At 33.0% G+C, this 23,131-nt stretch carries 21 protein-coding genes and 1 tRNA gene; 8 read left to right on the forward strand and 14 right to left on the reverse strand.

The window, feature by feature from the left end:
- Nucleotides 1–28: 28 nt before the first annotated feature.
- The 5 genes from WN975_RS20710 to WN975_RS20730 form a co-directional block, all read right to left on the reverse strand.
- Nucleotides 29–469, reverse strand: a complete 441-nt coding sequence (locus WN975_RS20710; RefSeq protein ID WP_337968141.1) for a retropepsin-like aspartic protease — start codon at nt 467–469, stop codon at nt 29–31.
- Nucleotides 421–3,084, reverse strand: coding sequence for a CHAT domain-containing protein (locus WN975_RS20715; protein ID WP_337968142.1), 2,664 nt, complete (start codon nt 3,082–3,084; stop codon nt 421–423). The genes WN975_RS20710 and WN975_RS20715 overlap by 49 nt, the downstream gene beginning before the upstream one ends.
- Nucleotides 3,085–3,249: 165 nt before the next feature.
- Nucleotides 3,250–5,202, reverse strand: coding sequence for a PKD domain-containing protein (locus tag WN975_RS20720; protein WP_337968143.1), 1,953 nt, complete (start codon nt 5,200–5,202; stop codon nt 3,250–3,252).
- 185 nt (nt 5,203–5,387) lie between these two features.
- Entirely contained in the window at nt 5,388–6,380 is a 993-nt protein-coding gene (locus tag WN975_RS20725; protein WP_337968144.1) for a hypothetical protein, read from the reverse strand.
- Nucleotides 6,381–6,582: 202 nt separating this feature from the next.
- Nucleotides 6,583–6,882: a hypothetical protein gene (locus WN975_RS20730; protein WP_337968145.1), complete on the reverse strand. Its 300-nt coding sequence runs from the start codon at nt 6,880–6,882 to the stop codon at nt 6,583–6,585.
- A 231-nt stretch (nt 6,883–7,113) separates the two neighbouring features.
- Between WN975_RS20730 and WN975_RS20735 the strand changes: the two genes are divergently transcribed.
- The 5 genes from WN975_RS20735 (at nt 7,114) to WN975_RS20755 (ending at nt 11,705) form a co-directional block, all read left to right on the forward strand.
- Nucleotides 7,114–7,698, forward strand: a complete 585-nt coding sequence (locus WN975_RS20735; protein ID WP_337968146.1) for a sigma-70 family RNA polymerase sigma factor — start codon at nt 7,114–7,116, stop codon at nt 7,696–7,698.
- A gap of 2 nt (nt 7,699–7,700) precedes the next feature.
- Nucleotides 7,701–8,426, forward strand: a complete 726-nt coding sequence (locus WN975_RS20740; protein WP_337968147.1) for a tetratricopeptide repeat protein — start codon at nt 7,701–7,703, stop codon at nt 8,424–8,426.
- Nucleotides 8,427–8,703: 277 nt separating this feature from the next.
- The gene (locus WN975_RS20745) at nt 8,704–9,483 is read left to right on the forward strand and encodes a TatD family hydrolase (protein ID WP_337968148.1); all 780 of its coding nucleotides are present in this window, start codon (nt 8,704–8,706) and stop codon (nt 9,481–9,483) included.
- A 64-nt stretch (nt 9,484–9,547) separates the two neighbouring features.
- On the forward strand, nt 9,548–10,684 hold the full coding sequence (locus WN975_RS20750; RefSeq protein ID WP_337968149.1) for a 1-acyl-sn-glycerol-3-phosphate acyltransferase: 1,137 nt from the start codon (nt 9,548–9,550) through the stop codon (nt 10,682–10,684).
- Entirely contained in the window at nt 10,674–11,705 is a 1,032-nt protein-coding gene (locus tag WN975_RS20755; RefSeq protein WP_337968150.1) for an asparaginase, read from the forward strand. Before WN975_RS20750 ends, WN975_RS20755 begins: the two co-directional genes overlap by 11 nt.
- Before the next feature lie 270 nt (nt 11,706–11,975).
- On the opposite strand, the gene WN975_RS20760 is transcribed toward WN975_RS20755, so the two are convergent.
- Nucleotides 11,976–13,208 (reverse strand): MFS transporter, encoded by a 1,233-nt coding sequence (locus WN975_RS20760; protein ID WP_337968151.1) that lies wholly within the window; start codon nt 13,206–13,208, stop codon nt 11,976–11,978.
- Nucleotides 13,209–13,298: 90 nt separating this feature from the next.
- Here WN975_RS20760 and WN975_RS20765 point away from each other — a divergent pair, with 90 nt between their 5' ends.
- Together WN975_RS20765 and WN975_RS20770 are read left to right on the forward strand one after the other, a co-directional pair.
- Entirely contained in the window at nt 13,299–14,171 is an 873-nt protein-coding gene (locus WN975_RS20765; RefSeq protein ID WP_337968152.1) for a LysR substrate-binding domain-containing protein, read from the forward strand.
- Nucleotides 14,172–14,231: 60 nt separating this feature from the next.
- A tRNA-Ser gene (locus tag WN975_RS20770) sits at nt 14,232–14,318 on the forward strand.
- Between the two features lie 36 nt (nt 14,319–14,354).
- On the opposite strand, the gene WN975_RS20775 is transcribed toward WN975_RS20770, so the two are convergent.
- On the reverse strand, nt 14,355–15,965 hold the full coding sequence (locus tag WN975_RS20775) for an ATP-binding protein (RefSeq protein ID WP_337968153.1): 1,611 nt from the start codon (nt 15,963–15,965) through the stop codon (nt 14,355–14,357).
- A gap of 384 nt (nt 15,966–16,349) precedes the next feature.
- On the opposite strand from WN975_RS20775, the gene WN975_RS20780 reads away from it, so the two are divergent.
- On the forward strand, nt 16,350–17,831 hold the full coding sequence (locus WN975_RS20780; RefSeq protein ID WP_337968154.1) for a serine hydrolase: 1,482 nt from the start codon (nt 16,350–16,352) through the stop codon (nt 17,829–17,831).
- A 70-nt stretch (nt 17,832–17,901) separates the two neighbouring features.
- On the opposite strand, the gene WN975_RS20785 is transcribed toward WN975_RS20780, so the two are convergent.
- From WN975_RS20785 to WN975_RS20815, 7 genes are all read right to left on the reverse strand, one after another.
- Complete coding sequence (locus WN975_RS20785; RefSeq protein ID WP_337968155.1) at nt 17,902–18,408, reverse strand: GNAT family N-acetyltransferase; 507 nt, start codon at nt 18,406–18,408, stop codon at nt 17,902–17,904.
- A gap of 81 nt (nt 18,409–18,489) precedes the next feature.
- Entirely contained in the window at nt 18,490–19,449 is a 960-nt protein-coding gene (locus tag WN975_RS20790; RefSeq protein ID WP_337968156.1) for a nitrilase family protein, read from the reverse strand.
- 69 nt (nt 19,450–19,518) lie between these two features.
- Nucleotides 19,519–20,346, reverse strand: a complete 828-nt coding sequence (locus WN975_RS20795) for a helix-turn-helix domain-containing protein (RefSeq protein WP_337968157.1) — start codon at nt 20,344–20,346, stop codon at nt 19,519–19,521.
- A 17-nt stretch (nt 20,347–20,363) separates the two neighbouring features.
- Entirely contained in the window at nt 20,364–20,696 is a 333-nt protein-coding gene (locus WN975_RS20800; RefSeq protein WP_337968158.1) for an isochorismatase family cysteine hydrolase, read from the reverse strand.
- Between the two features lie 279 nt (nt 20,697–20,975).
- Nucleotides 20,976–21,404 (reverse strand): hypothetical protein, encoded by a 429-nt coding sequence (locus WN975_RS20805; protein WP_337968159.1) that lies wholly within the window; start codon nt 21,402–21,404, stop codon nt 20,976–20,978.
- Between the two features lie 68 nt (nt 21,405–21,472).
- On the reverse strand, nt 21,473–22,246 hold the full coding sequence (locus WN975_RS20810) for a helix-turn-helix transcriptional regulator (protein WP_337968160.1): 774 nt from the start codon (nt 22,244–22,246) through the stop codon (nt 21,473–21,475).
- Nucleotides 22,247–22,342: 96 nt separating this feature from the next.
- Nucleotides 22,343–23,095, reverse strand: a complete 753-nt coding sequence (locus tag WN975_RS20815) for an SGNH/GDSL hydrolase family protein (protein ID WP_337968161.1) — start codon at nt 23,093–23,095, stop codon at nt 22,343–22,345.
- Nucleotides 23,096–23,131 lie beyond the last annotated feature (36 nt).

Genomic DNA, 23,131 nt, shown 5'->3' on the forward strand with positions numbered 1-23,131 from the left:
AAAGATTGTTAAAAAAATAATATTGAATTTACAATTTCAAATACAAATAATGATTGTAATAATCGATAATTCCTTTGCCCTCAAGCAAAACATCAGCGCCAATAATGCCGTGAACCGGTTTTGCCTTAAAAGATTCTAAAGCTTCATTAACATGCGAAAGATCAAAAATCACAATCCCAAAATCCGTGTTTTTCCAACTTCCGAGTTGTAATTTATTATGTGCCGAAATCTGCGTTTTCATACCCGTTCCTCCAGCTCCGGAAGCTTTGGTTTTTGATTTTTTTGCGGTTAATTCAAAACGTTCAATACTTTCAAATCCAACGCAGGAATTTGATGCTCCCGTATCTAAGATAAAATTTCCGGAAACACCGTTGATTTTTGCTTTTACTAAAAGGTGTTGTGTTTTGGTAACTTTGAATTTTATTTTTTTGTAATTCTCTTTTTTGAGAATCTCGTGAAGATTTTCCATTTTCGATAATGATTGAAAACCAAAAATAAACCAATTACACTCAATAAACTAATGATGTAAAAGATATAATTTCCTGATTTTTCTTCTGTCGAAATAGAACCATAATACACAAAAGAACTCCAGTAATAAGGAGATTTCTTAGCATTTGGAATTGATTTGTCGTTTAGGAAATCAATTTTAGCATTTGAATTAGCTTCAAAATACGGAACATCATTTTTAATGTTCTTATAAAAATCAGCCATAAAAACCGATGTCGTATAATCGTTTACCTTCCATAAAGAAAACATTAAATTCTGAGCTCCGGCAAACTGAAAACCTCTTGCGACGCTCATCGCGCCTTCGGCTTTGTAGAGTTTTCCAATTCCGGTTTCGCAGGCGCTTAAAACCACTAAATCCGGATTAATATTCAAATTATATAATTCCGAATACAAAATTTCCTGATCATAAAATTTAATACTTGCTGGAGTTTCAATATCGCCCGAAGAAGCGTGTGTACTTAAATGCAAAATAGAATATTTGCTTGCATTATTTTTGAAATTAGAAAAACTCGCCTCAGAATTTTCTAAATATTTTCCTTTGAAATTACTTCGAATTGATTCTAATTCTTTCTTCGAATAACTCAATTCAAAAGCTGTTTTTTCGAAAATAGGAAAAACTCCTAAAACTGTTTTTTCTGATTTTAAAATCGGTTTAGAATTCAGATAATTACTAGCCGAATTATTATAAGCAATCTTGAAATCATTCAGTAAATAATGCATTTTGGCAAAATTAGTTGTGTTTGATTCTTGTGTAATTAAAGCTTCAAAAGGCAGAAAATTCAAAATCCCGTCAGGAACAATGATGAGGTTATTGTAAATTGCGTTTTGAGGCAATTTGAGAACATTATAAGTTACATTTCCGTAATGATTGTATCCGGAAATGTCATCTGTAATGTTGTTTGCATTGTTGAAATAATCTATAAACTGTACAATTTTTGGAATTGCAATGTCAGTGATATTAATATGATTTAAAGCAATTCGGTTATTCTGTAAAATGAAATAATAAAGCCTTTCAGAACCCATGAAATAGTAAAGTAATATCGCTTTATCTTTTTCCAGTTTTGATAAAAGGGCTTTTATGTCACAATTTTCAGGAATATAATTAGAGCTTTCCGTTTGGATTTTCTTCAGTGAAAGCATCAATTCATTTTGCTTTTTTATCGCCGAATTAATACTAGAAATATTAGCCAAATCTCCCTTTTGCTGTTCTTTTAGAATGTTATTATTTAAAGTTTGAAGTTGCTGTAAAAGCTGTTTTTCTTCTGCGGAAGCGTTTTTAATATTCGAACGATAACCCTTTAAAATACCTGATTTTGTTCTTTCAGATAATTGAAAAGCATCTTCCAGATATTTTGTTTTGTTTTGTTTTTTAAATAATTCATTATAAATCGAAATACATTTTTCAGTACGATTTCGGGCTCTGATTTGTGTAATGATTTTTGAGTTTTCATAAACCAAAACATTCATTAACAAATCTTCAATATCAAAAGAAAGTCTGAAAGTTTCAAGCGATTTCTTAAGCTGATTTTGTTTAAAGAAAATTTCTGCTTGTAAATCCAGAACATCAATTAAAACCGTTTCGGCATACAATTGATTTTGATTAGGAAGTATGTTTTTAGAATTGTAATTCGGAATTAAGATTTTAAAAATTGCCTGAATCTGTTTCGCACTTTCATCATATTTTTGTTCATCAAAAAGTAAAAGCGCTTTTTCATAATATAGTTTTGCAAGTTTTCTGGGTTGACGATTTTTTGTTTCTAAAAATAACTTTTCAGCTTTTGCTAAATAAGAAGATGCAATTTCAAAGTTTTGCCTTTGACGATTTAGAAGCGAAAGATTTCGATAAGAATTAGATAAAGTTTCGGATTGTTGCTTTTCATTTTTCAAATATTCAACAGCCAATTCAAATGATTTTTGGGCTTTTTGATGCGTTTCAGGCCTCATTAAATTTCCTGCGGAACTTAATAAATAACTATTCCCCAAATTATTCAATAAAATTCCTTTCTGGGAATTTGATAATTTCTCTGTTTTTAAAGTGCTTTCTAACAATTCAATTGCCAAAGAAATTTTACCCGAACTCTGATAAACATTCGATAAATTCAGAATCGCAGCAAATTTTTGTTTTGCAGCGTCGGGATAATTTTTAGAAGTATTTACAATAAAAAAGTATTGTTTTATAGTATTTTCGGCGCTGTCATAATCTCCCAAAACCGTATATAAATTGCCTAAAGGTTTTAGACAATATTCTATAATATCATAATTGCTAAGTTTGTTTTTCTGATAGATTTGCCAGGCTTTCTCGTAACTCGAAATCGCTTTTTCGGTTTGCCCGAATTGATTTTCATAATACGCTTTATTGCAATTTAAAACGACAATCGCCAATAATTCATCTTTAGTTTTTGGTCTTGAACTCTTCCAGAAATCAGCTTCAATAGTATTCAGGTTTTCTATGGCTTTCGCCGAAGGATTCGCCACAAAAGTATCAACCGCATTGTATATTTTATCTTCCTGATTCTGCGCTGACAGATTCAGACTGAAAAAAAGGAAAATTAAACCATATAAGTTATATAAGTTCATATAATAAATTGTGTTGATAGAGATTTGTCCGTCTGAGCGAAGTCGAAGACCTTTTCGTTATAAAGCCTTCGACTTCGCTCAGGATGACATTAGTATTTCATAAGACAAAGTAGATAATATGAACTTAAATAACTTATATGGTGAAAAAAAATATGGTGAAAAAAATTAAAACTTCCAGATTCCATAAAACTGAAAATAGTTGAAATTCTGTTCGAAGTTAATCACATATCGTGCGCCTAAACTTGGGCCAATTCGGGCAAAACCAGCCGTTAAATCAAATAAAAGTCCAGTCTTTAAATTATCAAATCCGCTTTTTATTGAGCTTGATTCTCGCTTTGTGTCAATTACGATTTGATCCGTTCCGCCTTCAAAACTTTCAATTTTCTTATTTAGAATTTGTTCAGATGAAATATCAAAATTCGCCTGAATTCCTGCGCCAATTCCAATATAAGTATTAATGTTATATCGCAGTAAAACCGGAACTTCCCAGTTTACATTTTTGTTTTCTGTTGTCGTTGTCGTGCGCTGAAATTGCTTTACACCATTTGGGTTTACCACCGTTTGATCGATTACGGTTGTACCACTTTCATATTTATTTAAAGCATTTATCCATTCGGCTTGCCAATAAAAACGATACGATTTAAAAGGCGAAATCGTTGCGCCAACAAAATAACTCGTTGATTTTTCAAGATCAGGATAAACATTATAACCCGCTTTTGCCCCAATCGAAATTCCGGGCAAGAATCGGGTAGTGGCATAATTGGTAATTATAGGTTCATTCTTGTCGAAAATAATAGCGGTTCGACTTCTGGTTTTTACTTTATGAAAGTCTTCATTGAACTTCATCGAGTATTTGACAAAACCTTTTGTACTGTCTTTTTCGTGTACATTTTTTTGCTCGCTTCCGGGTAAATAAATATTTTTGAAAGTAAAGAAAATCTGTTTTTGTTTGATGATTGTATCAAGACAACTTACGGTTGGTTCTTCGCCTTTTGGACAAATCGGACATTTGGGATACATATCTTCGACCTGAAATGTTTTCTTGTCAAACATATCCGGAATATCAGTTTCTAACCGAATCATTCTCGCCGGACCTTCGCCATTGTTTTGGAAACGGGTTTTAAAATTTACTCGTTTAAAACGTACTAATCTATAATTGATAAAACTTCCGTTAGAGCCCATTTTATTAGGATCGTGAGAAGTTACGATTTCCATTTCGAGATTTTTTATTTTATGGTTTTTATAACTTCTGTTTGGGACAAAAATACCGCGCATTGTAACCGTTGCACTTGTGTCTTTGATCATTTCCGGAGTAGTTTTAAAAGTATAAAATACATTACGGGTTTCACCCGGATTTGCATCGTCAAATTCTAAAACCGAAACATTATGATAGGTTTTATTGGCGTCTAATAATGATGCGTCAAGATCTTCTTCAGTAGTTGTGTTTCTATATTTTTTGGCTTTGAAAGTGTTTTCGGCTGAAGCCAAATATCGATTAGAATCTTCAAGATCGTTAACCGAAGCAACGGTATTTTCTTTTACTTCGCGTTCGTTTGCATAAGTCCTGAAATCGACCAATTCGAAATTATTGCTTTTGAATTGTTTCTCATTATAGAATAAATATAGTTTTCCGCTTGCTACATAATTCTCCATATTTTGATAACCTACTACGACTACCATTTCCTGATCCGGAATGGGATCGCAGTTTTTTAAGATTGCAAATCCGTTTTGATCTGCGATTGAAGCAATGTCTTTATAATTAGTATCGGTAATGTCGTTTATGGCGACTTTTTTAGGTCGTGTTGCAGGAGGTTTTCCGTTGTCGTAATTGTTGGTTACGGCAAGTCTTGTGGTATAAGTTCCTTTGTTTTTATAGACATGTTTCGGTTCTGCTTCCTTGCTGTAATGTCCGTCGCCAAGTTCCCATAAATACGAATAACTTGGTTTTGGAGCGCCCGCAATTGGTATTAATGGCGGAGTTTCCGGTTTATAAGTTACGGCATTTCCGTTTTGGATTAAACCAATATTGGCTCTTCGGGTTATGGTGTCTTTTACTTTGGTTTGTCCTATAGAGAGAATAGAAAATAGAATAAAGAAAATAGACGATAGTGGTTTCATAACTTGAGGTTTTTTAGCCCTGATAGTAGTGGAAATCCTTTTCCTGACTTCTTTAGGAAGGAAAAGATTGCAACGAATAGCAGGATTAGCTTCTTAAAATCAGCAGAATTAAATTTTAAAACTGGATTAAATGTAAAAAAAAGTGATGAGCAAATCACCACTTTTTCTTAAAAGTATTTTGTAAGTTACTGAATAGCATTGATTGCAGCTACCAGTTGAGCTTCTGTGCCGACTGTTGTTTCGGCTAAAGTAAAGGTGTAAACATCGTTGGCAGCAACGGTTACAGCTTTGATCGCATAGCGCCATTGTCCATTATCTTCGGTAACGAAAATCACGTGACAAGCTAAACCAATTGGGATTTGACCGTAGTGTTCGCTGAATAATCCAGCAGGCGTGTAAGTGTCCAGTTTAGCAAGTGCATTTGTCCCTTCGCCATCGTATGATAAGTAAATCGCGCTATTGTTGTTGTCGTAACCATCAGGAGCATCAGCAAGAATGGTTGTTTTAGGTCTTGGATCGCTATAAAAACGGTCAACGTTTGTCCATCCAAAGTTTCCAAAAGTTACGTAATAATTCGTTCCTTCGCCTTGAACTCCGCCTTTTCCGCCGCCAGTTCCGTCAGCATTTGGTTTGTTGGCATCTCTCCAGGCTAATTCTCCTTTGTCATCAATTACGCCTGTCCATAAAGTCATTGTATTATCGACACCATCTGTTAAAGCTGCCGGAACAATCATTGTCATGTAGCAAGTTGTTTTAAGTTCAACGCCGCCTTGTGTAGCTTTGATGAAGAATTCTCCGCCAGAAATCAATAAGTTTTTCTTTCCGTCGGCAGTGATTCCCATTGTTGGTTTGTTGGTAATTAACATGTTTCCTTTGTCAAAAAGTTCGATGTATTCGATATCAACTGCTCCGGTTACAGCGACTCCGTTTTTGGTTAAACAATCTCCGGGAATGTTCAGTTTAACTCCTTTTGCAGATGTTATAGTTACAACACCAGTTCCGGCTGTAATAGTAAATTTTTGGGTATTTTTCTTAACTCCTTGTTCGCTAATGCTCTTAAAAGCTGCTGCTGTTGGAGGTAAAACAAGATTGTTGTCATCGCCATCGCTATTGTCGCAACTTGCGAATGTGATTACTAATAAAAATAAAACTCCTAATTTTTTGAAATTTGTGTTCATGATTTCTAGTTTTTATAAATCTGTCCTGATTAGTATCAGGCGGTTTTTCAGATTTGGTTGTTAATTATCATTTTATATCCTTATATCAATTTGGGTTTGATATTGTTACCCTTGTTTTGAAAATTTATTTTTTCAACTTGTATTCTAATGTTATATCAACTTGCTTATAAAATTGTTACCCCTGTTTTTTATTTTTTTTAATTTATGCTGAAAGGCATTTGTCTTCAAACAAGTTTCCGTCTTCGTCTACGGCAACCAGAATGTTTTTCTTTCGCGAAAGCGTAACAATCAAATACAACCAAACAATTGCCCAAAGTCCAAAAGTGATACAAGTAAGAAAGAGATGAAGCGAATGGTTAATGTTCTTTTTTTCTTTGGATAAAACTACATATGGTAATTTTTCGTTGTGTTCGATAATTACAAAACCATTTCGTTTTTTGGCAGCAATCATTTCGTTAAACTGATTTAAAGTTTTTTCGTTTGTAAATTGATACGTTTCCATTTTTCTTAATTTTTGAATTAATTTTTTTGCCACGAAAGAGCACGAATTTTAAATTAAATAATCAGTGTCAATCTGTTTAATCAGTCTAATCTGTGTGCTATTTTCTTCCAACAAATAATCTGGCAAAAACATATTGTTACGTTATATCAACTTGACTTTATAATTGTTACCCTTTTGAATGAAATTTATTTCAGATTCTTTTTCTTAAATTAGCTAACAAAAAGTTTTTTTATGAGTCAAAATAAAATTCATCCTGATCAAATGTATATTGAAGGACTTGCTGCAAATGACTCGGCAATCATTCAGACGATTTACAAAAAGTTCGTTCCTAAGGTTGTTATGTTCATTATGAACAACTCCGGCGATAAGGAACACGCACAGGATGTGGTTCAGGAAGTCATGATTTTACTTTTTAATCAGGCCAAAGCCAATACACTTCAATTGACTTGTCCGTTTGATGCTTACTTTTTTTTATTGTGTAAAAGAAAATGGCTTAACGAACTCAAAAAAACTTCGAATAAAGGGGTAACAATTAATGAAGATGCAGTATCTATGAATGAATCTGCACTGGAATTAATTGGGCAAACGGAAGAATTTGACGAAAAACAACAGCTTTTTGACACGATGTTCCAGAAACTGGGCGATAAATGTCAGGAGGTTTTAAAGTTGAGTTTTACCACAAAATCAATGGAAGAAGTTGCTGAGAAACTAAACGTAACGTATGGATATGTCCGCAAGAAAAAATCGTTGTGCGTTGGTCAATTAACTCAGTGGATTCAGGAAGCCAAAAATTTTAAATCTCTAAAAAATAATTAGTCATGAACGAAGAGCGCTACATATTATTCGATCAATATCTTCAAGGCGAACTGACGATTGATGAAAGAAATAAGTTTGAAAATCAATTGTCTCAAGATCCCGGAATGGCTTCGGAATTTGAGATTTTTAAAAATCTTCATACTCAATTAGAAAATAAATTTGAACATGAAGAAGAAAGGGAAGCGTTTAAAGCAAATTTAAAAACGATTTCAGACAAACATTTCAATACCAGTAAACCAAAAGTTATAGGATTAAATGCCTGGTATTTTGCGGCCGCAGCTTCTGTAGTGATTCTATTTGGATTGTTCTTTTTTAATTACAATCAGAATCCGGGTTTTGAAGATTATAATCATCCCGAACAAGCTTCATTTACAGAAAGAGGAGAAGCAAAAGAAACGTTGAAACAAGCCGAAACAGCTTTTAACGAAAGAAAATATTCAGAAGCAATTCCGCTTTTTGAAACTATTTTAAAAGAAAACAAAACACCCGAAGTTCAATATTTTTATGGCGTTTCATTATTAGAAGAAAGTCATTATAAAAAAGCCGAAGCCGTTTTTAATGAATTAATAGCCGGAACTTCTGTCTATAAAGAAAAAGCAAAATGGAATCTGGCTTTATCCAAATTAAAACAAAAAGATTACAAAAGCTGCAAAGAAATCCTGCAGACAATCTCTGAAGATTATGAAAATTACGACGACGTTCAAAATCTTCTCGAAGACTTAGATTAAGATTTTATAAAACACAAAGATCTTTACATATGTTTAAACCCGACAGGTTTTCAAAACCTGTCGGGTTTATCGTTTGACAACAAACAGAAACAGAAACAGAAACAGAAACAGAAACAGAAACAGAAACAGAAACACAAAACAAATAAAAAAATCCATTTAAATCCGCGTTTTCACGAAGTGAATCCGCGTCATCCGCGTGCCATTTACCGCCATCACATTCAAATTGGGAAAGTTTTTAATATTGTCGTAATTTTGAACTTTTAAAAAATTACAACAATTGAATTCAACACCTATAATTACCGACACGCACACACATTTATATTCAGAAGAATTTGATCAGGATCGTGACGAAATGATGCAAAGAGCTATAAACGCCGGAGTAACACGTTTTTTTATTCCTGCAATCGATGCCGCTGCAACACAATCTATGTATGATTTAGAGCAAAATTATCCTGATTATGTGTTCTTAATGATGGGTTTGCATCCCACTTACGTGAAAGATAATTACGAAGAAGAGCTGAAACATGTAGAAACCGAACTGGCAAAAAGAAAGTTTTATGCCGTTGGCGAAATCGGAATTGATTTGTACTGGGATAAAACGCATTTAAAAGAACAACAAATCGCTTTTAAGAGACAAATTCAGTTAGCAAAACAATACAAATTACCAATTGTGATTCATTGTCGTGAAGCTTTTGATGAGATTTTTGAAGTTCTGGAAGAAGAGAAATCAGATGATTTATTTGGGATTTTCCATTGTTTTTCGGGAACACATGAACAAGCGCTTCAGGCGATTTCTTACAATATGAAGTTGGGAATTGGTGGAGTTGTGACGTTTAAAAACGGAAAAATCGATCAGTTTTTAAATCAAATCGATTTGAAACATATCGTTTTAGAGACAGATTCACCTTATTTAGCGCCAATTCCGTATCGTGGTAAACGTAACGAGAGCAGTTATTTGGTAAATGTTATTAGCAAATTAGCAGATATATATGACGTTTCTGAAGAAGAAATAGCAGAAAAGACAACACAAAATTCTAAGGACGTTTTTGGGATTTAATACGTACCTTACAATAGTTTAATTTTTTTTTTGTTCTTTTGCCCACTTAAAACCAATATAAATAATGCAGAGATTTGATGCCATTCGACCGTTTTATGATTCTGAAATAAATGAAGCACTTCATGATGTTGTTAATCATCCGATGATGAAAACCATGATGAACTTTACTTTTCCGGAAGTACAAGATGAGGTTTGGAAAGAGCAACTTAAGAAAACACATTCGATTCGTGATTTTCAATGCAACTTTATTTATAATACAATACAAAAGGTTTTAGAGAAAAGTTCTGAAGGGCTTACAACTTCAGGATTTGAAAAACTGGAACCAAATACTTCTTACTTATTTATCTCTAATCACAGAGATATTTTACTAGATACAACCTTATTAAATGTTTGCCTTTTTGAGCATGGATTAGTCATGACAGCATCTGCAATTGGCGACAATTTGGTTAAAAAAGCATTCCTGAGCACTTTGGCAAAACTAAACAGAAACTTTTTGGTTCTAAGAGGTTTAACGCCACGAGAAATGTTGCAAAGTTCTAAATTATTGGCCGAATATATGGGACAATTATTGCTTCGCGAAAATCGTTCGGTTTGGATTGCACAAAGAGAAGGACGTACAAAAGACGGAAATGACGAAACCAATCCAGGCGTTTTAAAAATGATTGGAATGGGTTCTGATGAAGCCAATTTGATGGATTATTTCAAGAAATTAAAGATCGTTCCCGTTTCGATTTCATACGAATACGATCCTACAGATGTTTTGAAAATGCCACAATTAATGGCCGAAGCAAAAAACGAAGTCTACATAAAAGATAAAAACGAAGATTTCATGACCATTATAAGTGGTGTCATGGGAACTAAGAAAAGAATACACATTTCTGTTGGAGATGTTCTGGATACTGAAATTGATCAGATTGTTGCCGAAAATGACAATTCTAACAAACAAATTCAGGCTTTGGCACAAGTTATTGACGATTCGATTTTGAAGAATTATCAGTTATGGCCAACTAATTTTATTGCTTACGATATCTTGAACGAAACAGATAGATTTGCTCATTTATACAAAGAAAATGAGAAATCGTTGTTTGAGCGTCGTCTTGAAATGCGTATAGGTTGTGATAATCCGGTTACAAGACAAGGATTTCTGTCAATGTATGCAAATCCTGTTGTGAACAAATTAAAATACCAAGATGTCATCTAAAGCTAAAATATTGCTGATCTATACCGGTGGAACCATTGGTATGAGTAAAGATTTTGAAACTGGCGCACTCAAAGCGTTCAATTTTGGTAAACTATTACAAAAAATTCCTGAAATCAAACAATTAGATTGTGAGATTGAATCAGTTTCTTTCGAAAACCCAATAGATTCATCCAACATGAATCCTGCAATGTGGACGAAAATTGCTGAAATTATAGAAGAGAATTACATCGCTTATGATGGATTTGTAGTACTTCATGGTTCAGATACAATGTCGTATTCAGCATCTGCATTGAGTTTTATGCTGGAGAATTTGTCAAAACCAGTTGTATTTACAGGTTCTCAATTGCCAATTGGTGATTTGCGTACCGATGCAAAAGAAAATCTGATTACAGCAATTCAAATCGCTTCATTACAAGAAAACGGAAAACCGGTAATCAACGAAGTTTGTTTGTATTTTGAATATAAATTATACCGTGGAAACCGAACTTCAAAAGTAAATGCAGAACATTTTAAAGCTTTTACTGCACCAAATTATCCTGAATTAGTAGAATCCGGAGTTCATCTTAAACTAAACAGACATTTATTTCTTCCTGTAAAAACAGATGCTAAATTGATCGTTCATAAAAACTTGGACAATCATGTTGCTATTATAAAAATGTTTCCGGGAATGAGCGAAATTGTTTTATCGTCAATTTTAGCCATTAAAGATTTAAAAGGAATTGTATTAGAAACTTACGGTTCCGGAAATGCACCAACCGAAGATTGGTTTTTGAATTTAATTCAAAAAGCGATTCAGTCAGGTTTACATATCGTCAACGTTACACAATGTTCTGGCGGAAGTGTCAATATGGGACAATACGAAACCAGTACAGCTTTAAAATCTCTTGGAGTTATCTCAGGAAAAGACATTACTACAGAAGCTGCAATTACAAAATTAATGTATTTGTTAGGACATAATATTCCTCAAAAAGAATTTAAAGACGTTTTTGAAACTGCTTTACGCGGAGAGATTTCGCTGTAAAATTTTTCACCATATAAGTTATGTAAGTTCATTTTAGTAAAGTTTTCGATCTAGTTTTGTCATTTCGAGGAACGAGAAATCACACATATAACTCGACAAAGCAAACATAAAGAAACCCGACAGGTTTTTAAAACCTGTCGGGTTTATTATGCGCAACAACCTTTGTCAAAGTTTAAAACTTTGACAAAGATTTCCAGTAATTGAATAAGCTCATAATTTTAGTACAACTAATACTAAAATGAACTTATATCATTTATATGGTGAAAAAAATCAGTTTTTATAACGAACGGGACAAGTTCCCAATTCTTCTTCAGAACTACGGTTTTTATAATACACATAAACAATTACAGAAACTATACAGATTATTCCCTGAATCGCAACTGTATTTCTTGTTCCAATAATGTGTGAAACATACCCAATTATTAAACTTCCCACAGGAATCATTCCCTGATACGCCATTAAATAATAGCTAATACTTCTGGAACGCATATTTACCGTACTTTGCGTTTGAACGTAAATGTTTATAGATGAGGTTTGTGCCATCATTCCCACGCCGCTCAAAGCCATACAAATAAGCGCAACAGTCAAACTATTTGAGTAAGCAAGTATAATGATGCTAAAACCTAATAATAAACTCGCAGAGATCATTATTTTGCCCATATTATCCGCTTTTTTAAGATTTGCCAGATAAATAGCCGATACAATTGAACCAATTCCGGCGGCACTTTCGAACCAACTAAAAGTCTGAGCGTTTCCGCTAAAAATATCTTTGGCAAAAACAGGCATTAAAGTATTGAAAGAAATCACAAATAAACTACTGCACATTAACATTAAAAGCATTTTCGCCATTTCGGTTTCTTTTTTCACATAATCCAAACCTTCAAGAAAATCGTCTAACATTTTCATTTTATCAGTCGCTTTGATATGCGGAGTAATTTTCATCATCAATAAAGAAATCAAAACCGGAATATAACTTAAGAAGTTTCCAATAAAACAAATGTCCTCACCATAATTGTGCAGAATAATTCCGGCTAAAGCAGGACCAGCAATTCGGGCAAAATTGTTCAAAGTAGAGTTTAAGGCAACCGCGTTTGGCAAATCTTCTTTGTTGTCCACAATATCGATCATCATAGTTTGACGACAAGTCATATCAAAGGAGTTTATAATTCCCTGAAAAAGGCTTAAAGCCAAAATAAAATTGATATTGTAAATTTTTAAGTAAATCAATAAAGCCAAAGCTCCAGCCTGAAACATAGCTAAAGATTGCAATAAAATCATGGCTTTATGTCTGTCATAACGTCCAATAATACTTCCGGCTAACGGCGCAAGAAATAAAGACGGAATCATACTTAAAAAAGTCGTAAGACCAAGTAAGAAAACAGAACCTGTCACGCTGTAAACCATCCAACTTACAGCCGTTTTTTGAAGCCATGTTCCAATTACAGAAACGGATTGTCCATAAAAGAATAACTTGAAGTTTTTTGATTTTAGCGCTTTAAACATGATGCCTGATATTTTTTACAAAGTTCGGGATTATGATTTCATTAGAAAAATTAATAATTTTACTGATAATGAGTATTAAAACTTATCGATATGGAGATTTATCAATTAGAATATTTTATTAAAACAGCTGAAGTTCTTCATTTTACAAAAGCTGCCGAATTGTGTTTTGTAACACAATCAGGATTATCACAACAAATAAAAAAACTGGAAGAAGAACTTGGAATGCCTTTGTTTATAAGGATTGGCAAGAAAGTCCAACTTACCGAAGCGGGTTCTGTTTTTTTAATTCATGCTAAAAAGGTGATCGAAAATGTACAAAATGGGAAACAGGCAATTGACGATTTGAATGAAATGATTGGCGGAGAATTGCGAATAGGCGTGACTTATATTTTTGGATTACTGATTCTTCCCGTGATTAATGCATTTGCAAAAAGATATCAAAAGCTAAAAATTGTCGTCGAATATGGTACAACAGAAGCATTAGAACAGAAATTACTTCACAATGAACTGGATTTGGTTTTGGTTATTTCATCGCATGAAATAGGGCTTCCGCTTCAAAAAGTACCTTTGTTTACTTCAAATATGGTTATGGCGGTTTCAAAAACACACTCTTTGGCGGCTTTAGACAAAATTGCTTTTAAGAAAATAGAAGGAATACCGCTGGTTCTTCCCGGTAAAGGTTCGAATTCGAGAGAATTTGTAGAAGAGTTGTTTACCAAAAATAAAATGAAACCTAAAATTTCGATTGAATTAAACTCGATTCATGCTTTATTGCAAATGGTACAAGACAGCGATTGGGCAACAATTGTAGCAGAAAAGGCTCTAAAAGACTGGGATAATCTAAAAGCAATTGCCATTACGGGAGTTCCTACACAAAGAGATTCATTCATGTTAACGATTGAAGGAGCGTATCAAAAAAAGGCAGTAAAACTATTTATGGAAGAATTTAAGAAAAGTATGTAAAGTAATGTCCGATTTTGTTTTTCTAACTCATTTTTTTTTGTGTTATTTGCAAACCAATTTAGAGAGGTGTCCGAGTGGTTTAAGGAGCTAGCCTGGAAAGCTAGTATATGGGTAACTGTATCGAGGGTTCGAATCCCTTCCTCTCTGCAAAAAGCCTTTTGTAAATTTTACAAAAGGCTTTTTTTATAATACCACCGGAATATAAATGTCAAATTTAGCTCCGTGATCTAGTTTGCCTGTTGCGGTAATAATTCCTTTGTGGTTTTCTACAATTTTTTTTACAATTGTTAAACCAATTCCGGTTCCTTTATATTCTGTTTTGCTATGAAGTTGCTGAAACATTTCGAATACGCGATTTTCAAATTGCGAATCAAATCCAATACCATTATCGGTAATTGTAATATGGCAATAATCATTAACCAACGGAATATTTTTAGTATTAGGTTTGGTATAATAACTTTCGATTTTAATATGCGGCGTTACTTCGCTTTTTGAAAACTTAAGAGAATTACTAATTAAATTGCTTATAAGTTGTTCAAACTGAAACGGAATTATAAAAGCCTTACAGTTTCCGGATAATTCTATAATTGCTTTTTTTAATACTATTTCTTCTTTTAAATCTTCCAGAACTTTATTGATAACATCATTAAGATTAGTGTTTTCAAATTTCTTTTCGGTTACACTTGTACGGGAATAATTCAATAAATCATTTATAAGCGCTTGCATGTGAGAAGCGGCAACTTCGATTCGTTCAAAATAATACTTTCCTTTCTCAGTTAAATTTTGATTTTCATCTGTCGAAATTCGGTTCGAAAAAACCTGTATTTTCCGTAAAGGTTCCTGAAGATGATGACTGGATATATACGTAAAAGCTTCCAATTCATTATTGGCAAGAATTAATTCGGAAGCACGTTTTTCTTTCTCTTTATTTTGAAAAAGAAGCTCAGAATTGGCAATACTTAATTCATCTGCCCGTTTTTGTTTCTCTTTGTTTTGATAAGCAAGTTCAGTATTTGCAATAACAAGTTCGGCAGCACGATCTTCTTTTTCCTGATTTTGATAAGCAAGTTCTGTGTTTGCAATAACTAATTCGGAAGCACGTTTTTCTTTCTCTTTATTTTGAAAAAGAAGCTCAGAATTGGCAACACTTAATTCATCTGCCCGTTTTTGCTTCTCTTTGTTTTGATAAGCAAGTTCAGTATTTGCAATGACAAGTTCAGCGGCACGGTCTTCTTTTTCATTGTTCTGAAAAGTAAGTTCTGTATTTGCAATCAGAAGTTCAGCGGCGCGTTTTTCTTTCTCTTTATTCTGATAAGCAAGTTCAGTATTTGCAATAACAAGTTCGGCAGCACGATCTTCTTTTTCCTGATTTTGATAAGCAAGTTCTGTGTTTGCAATAACTAATTCAGCAGCACGTTTTTCTTTCTCTTTATTTTGAAAAAGAAGCTCAGAATTAGCAATACTTAATTCATCTGCTCGTTTTTGTTTTTCATTGTTTTGATAAGCGAGTTCAGTATTTGCTATGACAAGTTCGGCGGCACGTTTTTCTTTTTCTTCGTTTTGATAAGCAAGTTCAGTATTTGCAATAACAAGTTCGGCAGCACGTTTTTCCTTTTCTTCGTTTTGATAAGCCAGTTCGGCATTGGCAATAACGAGCTCTGAAGCACGTTTTTTTCGTTCCTCTATTTGTCGCGCAAGTCTTTTATTAACGAGCAGTAATTCATCATTATGATTTACTTTAGTTCGTTCTGGAAAAATTGTACTTTCAGGCAGAATGCTCTTTTTTTTGCTCATGATTTCTAGCGCATTTACCCAAATATAACCTAACTGAATTTAATGGCTTCCTTTTAAACTTAATAAGTCAATTTATAATTTATAAATAGCGTTAATGCTCAAAATTTATATTTGTAAAATTTAAGTTTTTTCTTATTTTTTAAAATTAAGGTTAGCGATTTTATTAAAAATTATATAGAATAAAAACAGGTTATTAGAAGGCGTTTTTACTGGTATTTCATGATTTTATTTGATTTTGCGTCTGAAATTATTTTCAAAACAATGTATCATTTTTAGTTTATCATCGTCTTGATTTAAAACGCCTGAATTGTCTGATTTACAAAATGGCCAAGAAGTAAAAAGATTCAGCAAACAATCATCAATCAAAAAACGTCAATCAAAATCATGAGAAATTTTATTTCTAAATCACTAATAATCCTCTTTTTAATTAGTCTTACAACTAATGCGCAAAATCAAAAACTTTCAGATAGTATAGATCTTTTTTTGAAAGATAAAATGCAAAAACTTCATATTCCGGCGCTTCAACTTGCCGTTGTTCAACATGGAAAAATAATAAAACGCAGCAGCTACGGAATTGCTAACATCGAAAATTCGGTAAGCGCAACAGACGAAAGCATGTTCTCGATTAATTCCTGTACAAAAGCATTTGTAGGCGTTGCAGTAATGCAGCTTCAGGAAGAAGGAAAACTTAATATTAATGATCCTATTTCAAAATATTTAGAGTATTTGCCTGTTGCGTGGCAAGGTTTGACAATTAAACAATTGTTCTCTAACATTTCCGGACTTCCTAATATTATTGATGAATATGAAAATTTATTAGGAAATACTGAAGCTGCTTCTTGGGAAAAAGTTAAAACATTGCCTATGGAATTTAATACGGGAGATCATTTTCGTTATAATCAAACGGGTTATGTTATTATTGGCAGAATTATTAATAAAGTGAGCGGAATGCATTTTACTAAATTCATAGAAGATCGTCAGTTCAAAGTAGCAGGAATGAAGCTAACTCGTTTTGGAGATTCTTCTGATGTTATTCCAAATTCAGCTGGAGCTTATACTACGCAGGATAATGTAAATGGAGATTGGATTACGACAAATGACGTTAGAAATTGTTTTATGAAATTTCCAGAATTCTTTAGAACAGCGACAGGAATAATTTCGACTTCTGATGAAATTGCAAAATGGATTATTGCATTGCAAAATGGTTCATTATTAAAGCAAAAATCAAGCTTGGATTTGCTTTGGCAGCCAGCAATTTTAAACAACGGACGTGTTGGAGGTTTTAATAAATTGGTAAACGGATATGCTTTGGGTTGGCCAGTAGCAGCGAGAGCAGAACATCCTGCAGCAGGACCAATTGGAGGTATGAGATCTGCCTTTTTTGTTTATCCAAATGATGATTTATCGATAGTTGTTTTAACGAATCTTCAGGGAGCAAATCCGGAATGGTTTATAGATGAAATTGCGGGTTATTATATTCCTTATATGAAAGAATCAAACGGATTTGGATTATCTCCTTCATTAAAAAAATTAAGAAAAGAATTAATGAAGCAAGAATATAACAATGCTTTGAAAGTTGCAGAAAATCTAAAAAAATCTGATTCTAAATTTAATTTAGGCGAAAATGAATTAAATGATTTTGGATATAAATTATTGAGCGAAAACAAACAAACAGACGCGTTGAAGATTTTTAAATTAAACGTAGATCTTTACCCACAAAGCGGAAATACATATGACAGTTATGCAGAAACTTTGGCTAGTTTGGGAAATAAAAAAGATGCTATAAAAAATTATAAAAAAGCATTTCAGCTGAATCCAAAAAATAAAAATGCTCAGGAACAAGTAAAGAAACTGGAAGGCATATAAACCATATTTTTAGTTCAAAGCAAACCCCTTATGAAATTCATTCATAAGGGGTTTGCTTTTTAGAATTTTCTTAAAGCTTAATCTCAAACAAACTAAAAGAACCTTCTTTATAATGTTCCGGTAATTCGCTTGTCCATTCGATTGTGCTGATTCCTTTGTATTCGAAACCGCAACTTGTGTAGTATTTATTTATTCTCTCGTTGCCGCTATGTGTGTCAAGTCGAATGTACTGTTTGTTGTTTTCTTTTGCATATGTTTTTACCCATTCAATAATTTTTTTTACATACGATTGTCCTCTAAATTTTGGATTTGTCGCAATACGATGAAGATAAACCGCAGGATCTTTTGCAGCTTCTTTCCAGATAATTAAATCATTAAAAGTTAACACAAATGTACAAGCAACTTCATTTCCTTCTTTGATTACAAAATGACGATTTTCAGTAATTTCGTTTTCGATTAGAGATCTTTCAAAACCTCTCCAACTTTTATTATTGACTGTTTTTTGGTATGATGTAGCTTCATTATAGATATCAAAAACAGCATCGATATCTTCATTTGTAGTTTTAAAAAATTCCATTATTGGGGTGTATTCTGTAGATTAATCAATCCTGTAAAGATAAATTTTCAGATTCTCAAAGTTGGATGAATTATATTAGTTTTAACTTTTTTCATCAGAATTTAACCAAACGACCTTTTGTTCCGATTCGTGATTTTGTCCAATAATATCGCGATATAAATCTGGTCTTCTAGCTTTTATGTAGCGATTTCCTCCGGCTTGAATGTATTTTTCAGGACTAATTATTGCTGTTGCAAAAGAGTCATCAAAAGTTCTACATTCTGCGAGAATATCTCCAAAAGGATCAATAATCATCGAACAACCATTTTTGAGTTGATCGTCATCCATACCAATTGGGTTTGAGAAAACAGCATAAATAGCATTATCATAAGCTCTTGCAGGCAACCATTTCATTAACCAATCGCGACCTTTCATGCCGTCAAATTCCAGTCTTAAAGAAGTTGGATCAGCTTTACGGTTTTCCCAAAGTTGAGGTGCAACAAAACCTGCTCCAGGTCGGGTCGAAGGTGTGCACATTGTTACATGCGGCATAAAAATAATATCGGCTCCCAGAAGTTTTGTTGCGCGAACATTTTCGATAATATTGTTGTCGTAACAAATTAGAATTCCGCATTTCCAGCCTTTAATTTCAAAGATGCAATAACGATCTCCAGGCGTTAAATATGGATTTATAAACGGATGAAGTTTTCTGTATTTTGCGACCAAACCATTTTTGTCAACACAAACGTAAGCTTTAAAAAGATTGTCATTTTCATCCTTTTCAAAAAGTCCCGCAAGAATTATAATATCATTTTTTTGGGCAATTTCGGTTAGTTTTAAAATGCTTTCTCCACTCGGAATAATTTCTGCCAAGTCCAGCATTTGTTCTTTCGATAAATGTCTTGCAAATGTATATCCCGTAATAGAACATTCATGAAACGAAATCACGTCGCAACCTTCATTGGCTGCTTTTTGTGAAAGCTTTTCGATTACAGATAAATTATAGTTTTTGTCGCCACTTTTGTTTTCAAACTGTGCGGTAGCTATTTTTAGATTTTCCATTTTTGATACTATTATTTTGAGTCAAAAGTAGTATCGATGAAATTCTATAAATTGTACAAAACCGACATTTTAAAGGGAACCAATCGGAAAGGTTCGAATAAGATTATTGGTTAATTTTCCGCTGCAATGCAAGTATTCTTTTGGAGATATTCCGGTATGTTTTCTGAAATCTTTTATTAAATGCGATTGATCCGAAAATCCTGCATCATAACAAATAGTTGTCAGATTTGTATCTGCAGGTTTGTCTTTCAATAATTTTAAAAAATGATGCAACCTTACAACGTTGCCAAATTTCTTCGGGTTTAACCCAATCGATTCTTTAAATTTTCGTTCAAGATGTCTTTCGGTATAACCGGTATATTTAACCAATTGCGCTACAGAAAAATGTCCTTTGTTTGAAATTATAAAATCGAGTGAACTGTTTACGATCAATTGGTTTGATTCTGATTTTTTAGAGATCAGATTGCTGAAAAAATGATTTAGAAATCCAATTCTTGTCTGATTATTACTTTGTTCCGATAGCTTTTCCTGAAGAATCAATCCGTTTTCTCCAAAAACATCATCAATAGAAATAATAGAATCCAGAAATTCATTGGCAGGAATCCCTAACAATTGATGAATTCCGTTAGGCTGAAAAACAACAATTATTAAAGTGATTTCATCGTTAGAATAAATGTCTTTGAAGCCATTAAGTTGTCCGTATAAAAAAGAATTTGGCAGATAATTTTTTACTTCATAATTCGTAATATCAGCGATAAGTTTACTTTTAAAAGAAAATACAACGCCAGTATTACCATCAGAAAACAATCGAAGTTTTTGGATAGCAGTTTCCTGATTATCCAAAAAAAGATAATGTTTGATATAGGGAGATAGCTCTTTTGAAGGTAAAACTTGCATCGTTTAGTTGTTGATTATTAAAAACCGAACTTGTCCGTAATAATTGTGGCGCCTTTCTTTTCCAGATCAGATAACATTTCTTGTTTTCTAAATTCAACGTCGTCTCCCGTCGCGATGTATTCTTGCAAAAGTGCTACTTCATAACCGTTTTCAAGTGCATCAATTGCGGTTTGTTTTATACAATATTCTGCCAGAAAACCACATAATATAAGTTTACGAATAGCATTTTTTTTCAAGTAAATTTTAAATTCTTCTGATGAAAAACTACTGTGTTTTGTTTTCGAAATTAATTTGAAAGAATCATCAAAATCTATGTCAATTTCATGACCTTTTGTGCCTTCGATACACATCGAAATTCCTTCTCCGAATTGATTTTCCTGATAATTCGAAAAATAATTACAAACTTATCTTTGGCGAATTGTTTCGTTAATCGATTCAATTGTGTCTTGACTTCTTTGATTTGATGAATAGGATGGTTTTTTGCATAATTTCCATCAATATCTGTAAAGTCTTTTTGGGGATCAATAATTACTATTAATTCTTCAGATGTTAATGTCATCGCTTTTAATCTTTTTGAAGTTTGAATCGTGAAGAATCAGCTTTTGACAAATTTAAGGATATTTTTTCGATTATAGTTTTTCCGATTCTTTATAGATGTTTCTGTCTATCGTGATTTTTAATCTGGCAAACATTTCGGTAATATCAAAGCCTTCTTTTTTGTATTCGGACTGAACAGCTTCTTTTGCTTTTTTTAAAACAGTTTCATTTTCCCAAACGGCAATCGTCATAAAAATAAAATTTCCTTGTTCATCGATGCGTTCGTAAGCTTCGTCTTTTATGAATCCGTTTAAGTTCCTGATGAAGTTTCTGTTGATGGCTACTCTTTCCAGAAATTCTTGTTTTGATTGTGCCGGAACGATAAATTTATCGATAAAGATTTGTTTCATGTTTTCTGATTTTTTGGTTTCGATTTTTGAAGTAATTGTTGTTGATTGAGCATTTGTTTCATAACTAAACAATGTCAAAAAAACAATTCCGATTAAAAGATGTGTTTTCATAATTCTTGATTTTTGTTGTTGTAAAATTCAAGATTACAGAAACCAATTAATTGTAAAAAATCATTGATTTACCAGAAAGAAGGAAATTTAAAAAATTCAGACGGAGTTTGTCCTGTAAACAATTTGAAGTCTTTATTGAAGTGAGATTGGTCAAAATATCCGGCATCAAATGCAAGTTCGATGAGGTTTTGATTGTTTCGTTTCTGATCGATAATTGCTTTTATTCTTACGACATAAGAAAACTGTTTGGGTGATGAACCTATTGTTTTTCGGAATCTTTTTTCGAAAGCATCCTGACTGATATAAAGCATATCTGCAAGTTCTTTTATCTTAATAATGCCTTTTTTAGATTGGATTATTGCGATTGCATTTGAGATTAATTGATCTGGTTTGTAATCGTGTAATCTTGACAAAAGAAATTGTTCGATTACAGCAATTCTTTGATTGTTGGTTTTAGCTTCGGTCAAAAGTTCTTCTATAATTGCTGTTTTTTGCTGTGGAAAGAAATTATCTAATGAAACGCTTTCTTCAAATAATTCGTGAAGAGGTTCTTTAAAAAAGGCTTTGTCTCCAACTTCTTTAAAATGAACAATAACTGTAGTAGTGTCTTTTGAATAATTGATTAAACGCGCCGATTTTCGCATGCCAGAAATCGCTGTAAGAGGTAAGTTGTCCCGACTATTTCCTTTAATATAATTGACATCGCCTTTACATCGAAAAGCAATTGTAAGCGATGTTCCCGGCAAAACCCGATTGATTAATTCATCCTGACTTTCGATTATTCGATAAGTTTTTATGAATGGTTTTAATTGTTCTGTTGGAATAAAATCTACAATTTTCATTTCCTATGTAGTTTACTATTAGTAAAGATAAGGAAAAGTGTTTTTAAAGTAAAAAGTCTGTTTTTGTGTGAATGGGTTTAGGAAATCAAAAAAGTCTTAATCCTGCAGAATCATTTTTACTTTTGGTAAAATGCGGTCGACAAATAAAGTATAAGCTGCCGCCGAAGGATGTAAGCCATCTGTAGCAACTAAAGCCGGGTTGTCCAGACCTTTTTGAGTTATATCAGTTATGGAAAGAAAAGCGACTGAATTGGTCGTGCAATAATTCTCGGCAAAAGTATTGTATTGTTTGATTTCATTTGAAATTCGGGTGCCTTGGCCTTGCATTTGGTTTGTACCAAAGGGAGTATAGGCATAATCAGGAATCGAAAGAACCAGAACATTTTTTTTATCGCCCTTAGCAAGAGCGATTGCTTTGTTGACTAATTCGGGAAATTCCTTTTCATAAATAGAAAAATCTCTGCCTTGATATTGATTGTTAACACCAATTAAAAGCGTAACCAAATCATAATTAGAATCTGGATTTTGTGCGTTTATTGCCGAAATTAAATTAGTAGTTGTCCAGCCAGTTTGGGCAATTACTTTTAATGAAAAACTGGATTGTGGGTAAATTGCTTTTAAACTTGCTTTTAGCTGTTCAGGATATCGACAAGTTTCGCAAACACTTTGACCTATTGTATAACTGTCGCCTAAGGCAAGATAATTTATATTGGAAGGAATAGTAGTACTTAGAGTTCCTGTTGCAGGAGGAGGCGTCGTTGTGGTTTCTGAAGGACTTTCGTCTGTACTACAACTTAGGAGAAATATAGAGAGTATGATAGTAACTATTTGTTTGAAATGTGGTTTCATAATTTGGGTAAATTAAGTTTCGGGTCATTTTAAACA

The organism is uncultured Flavobacterium sp. (genome assembly GCF_951805225.1).
Classification (GTDB): Bacteria; Bacteroidota; Bacteroidia; order Flavobacteriales; family Flavobacteriaceae; genus Flavobacterium.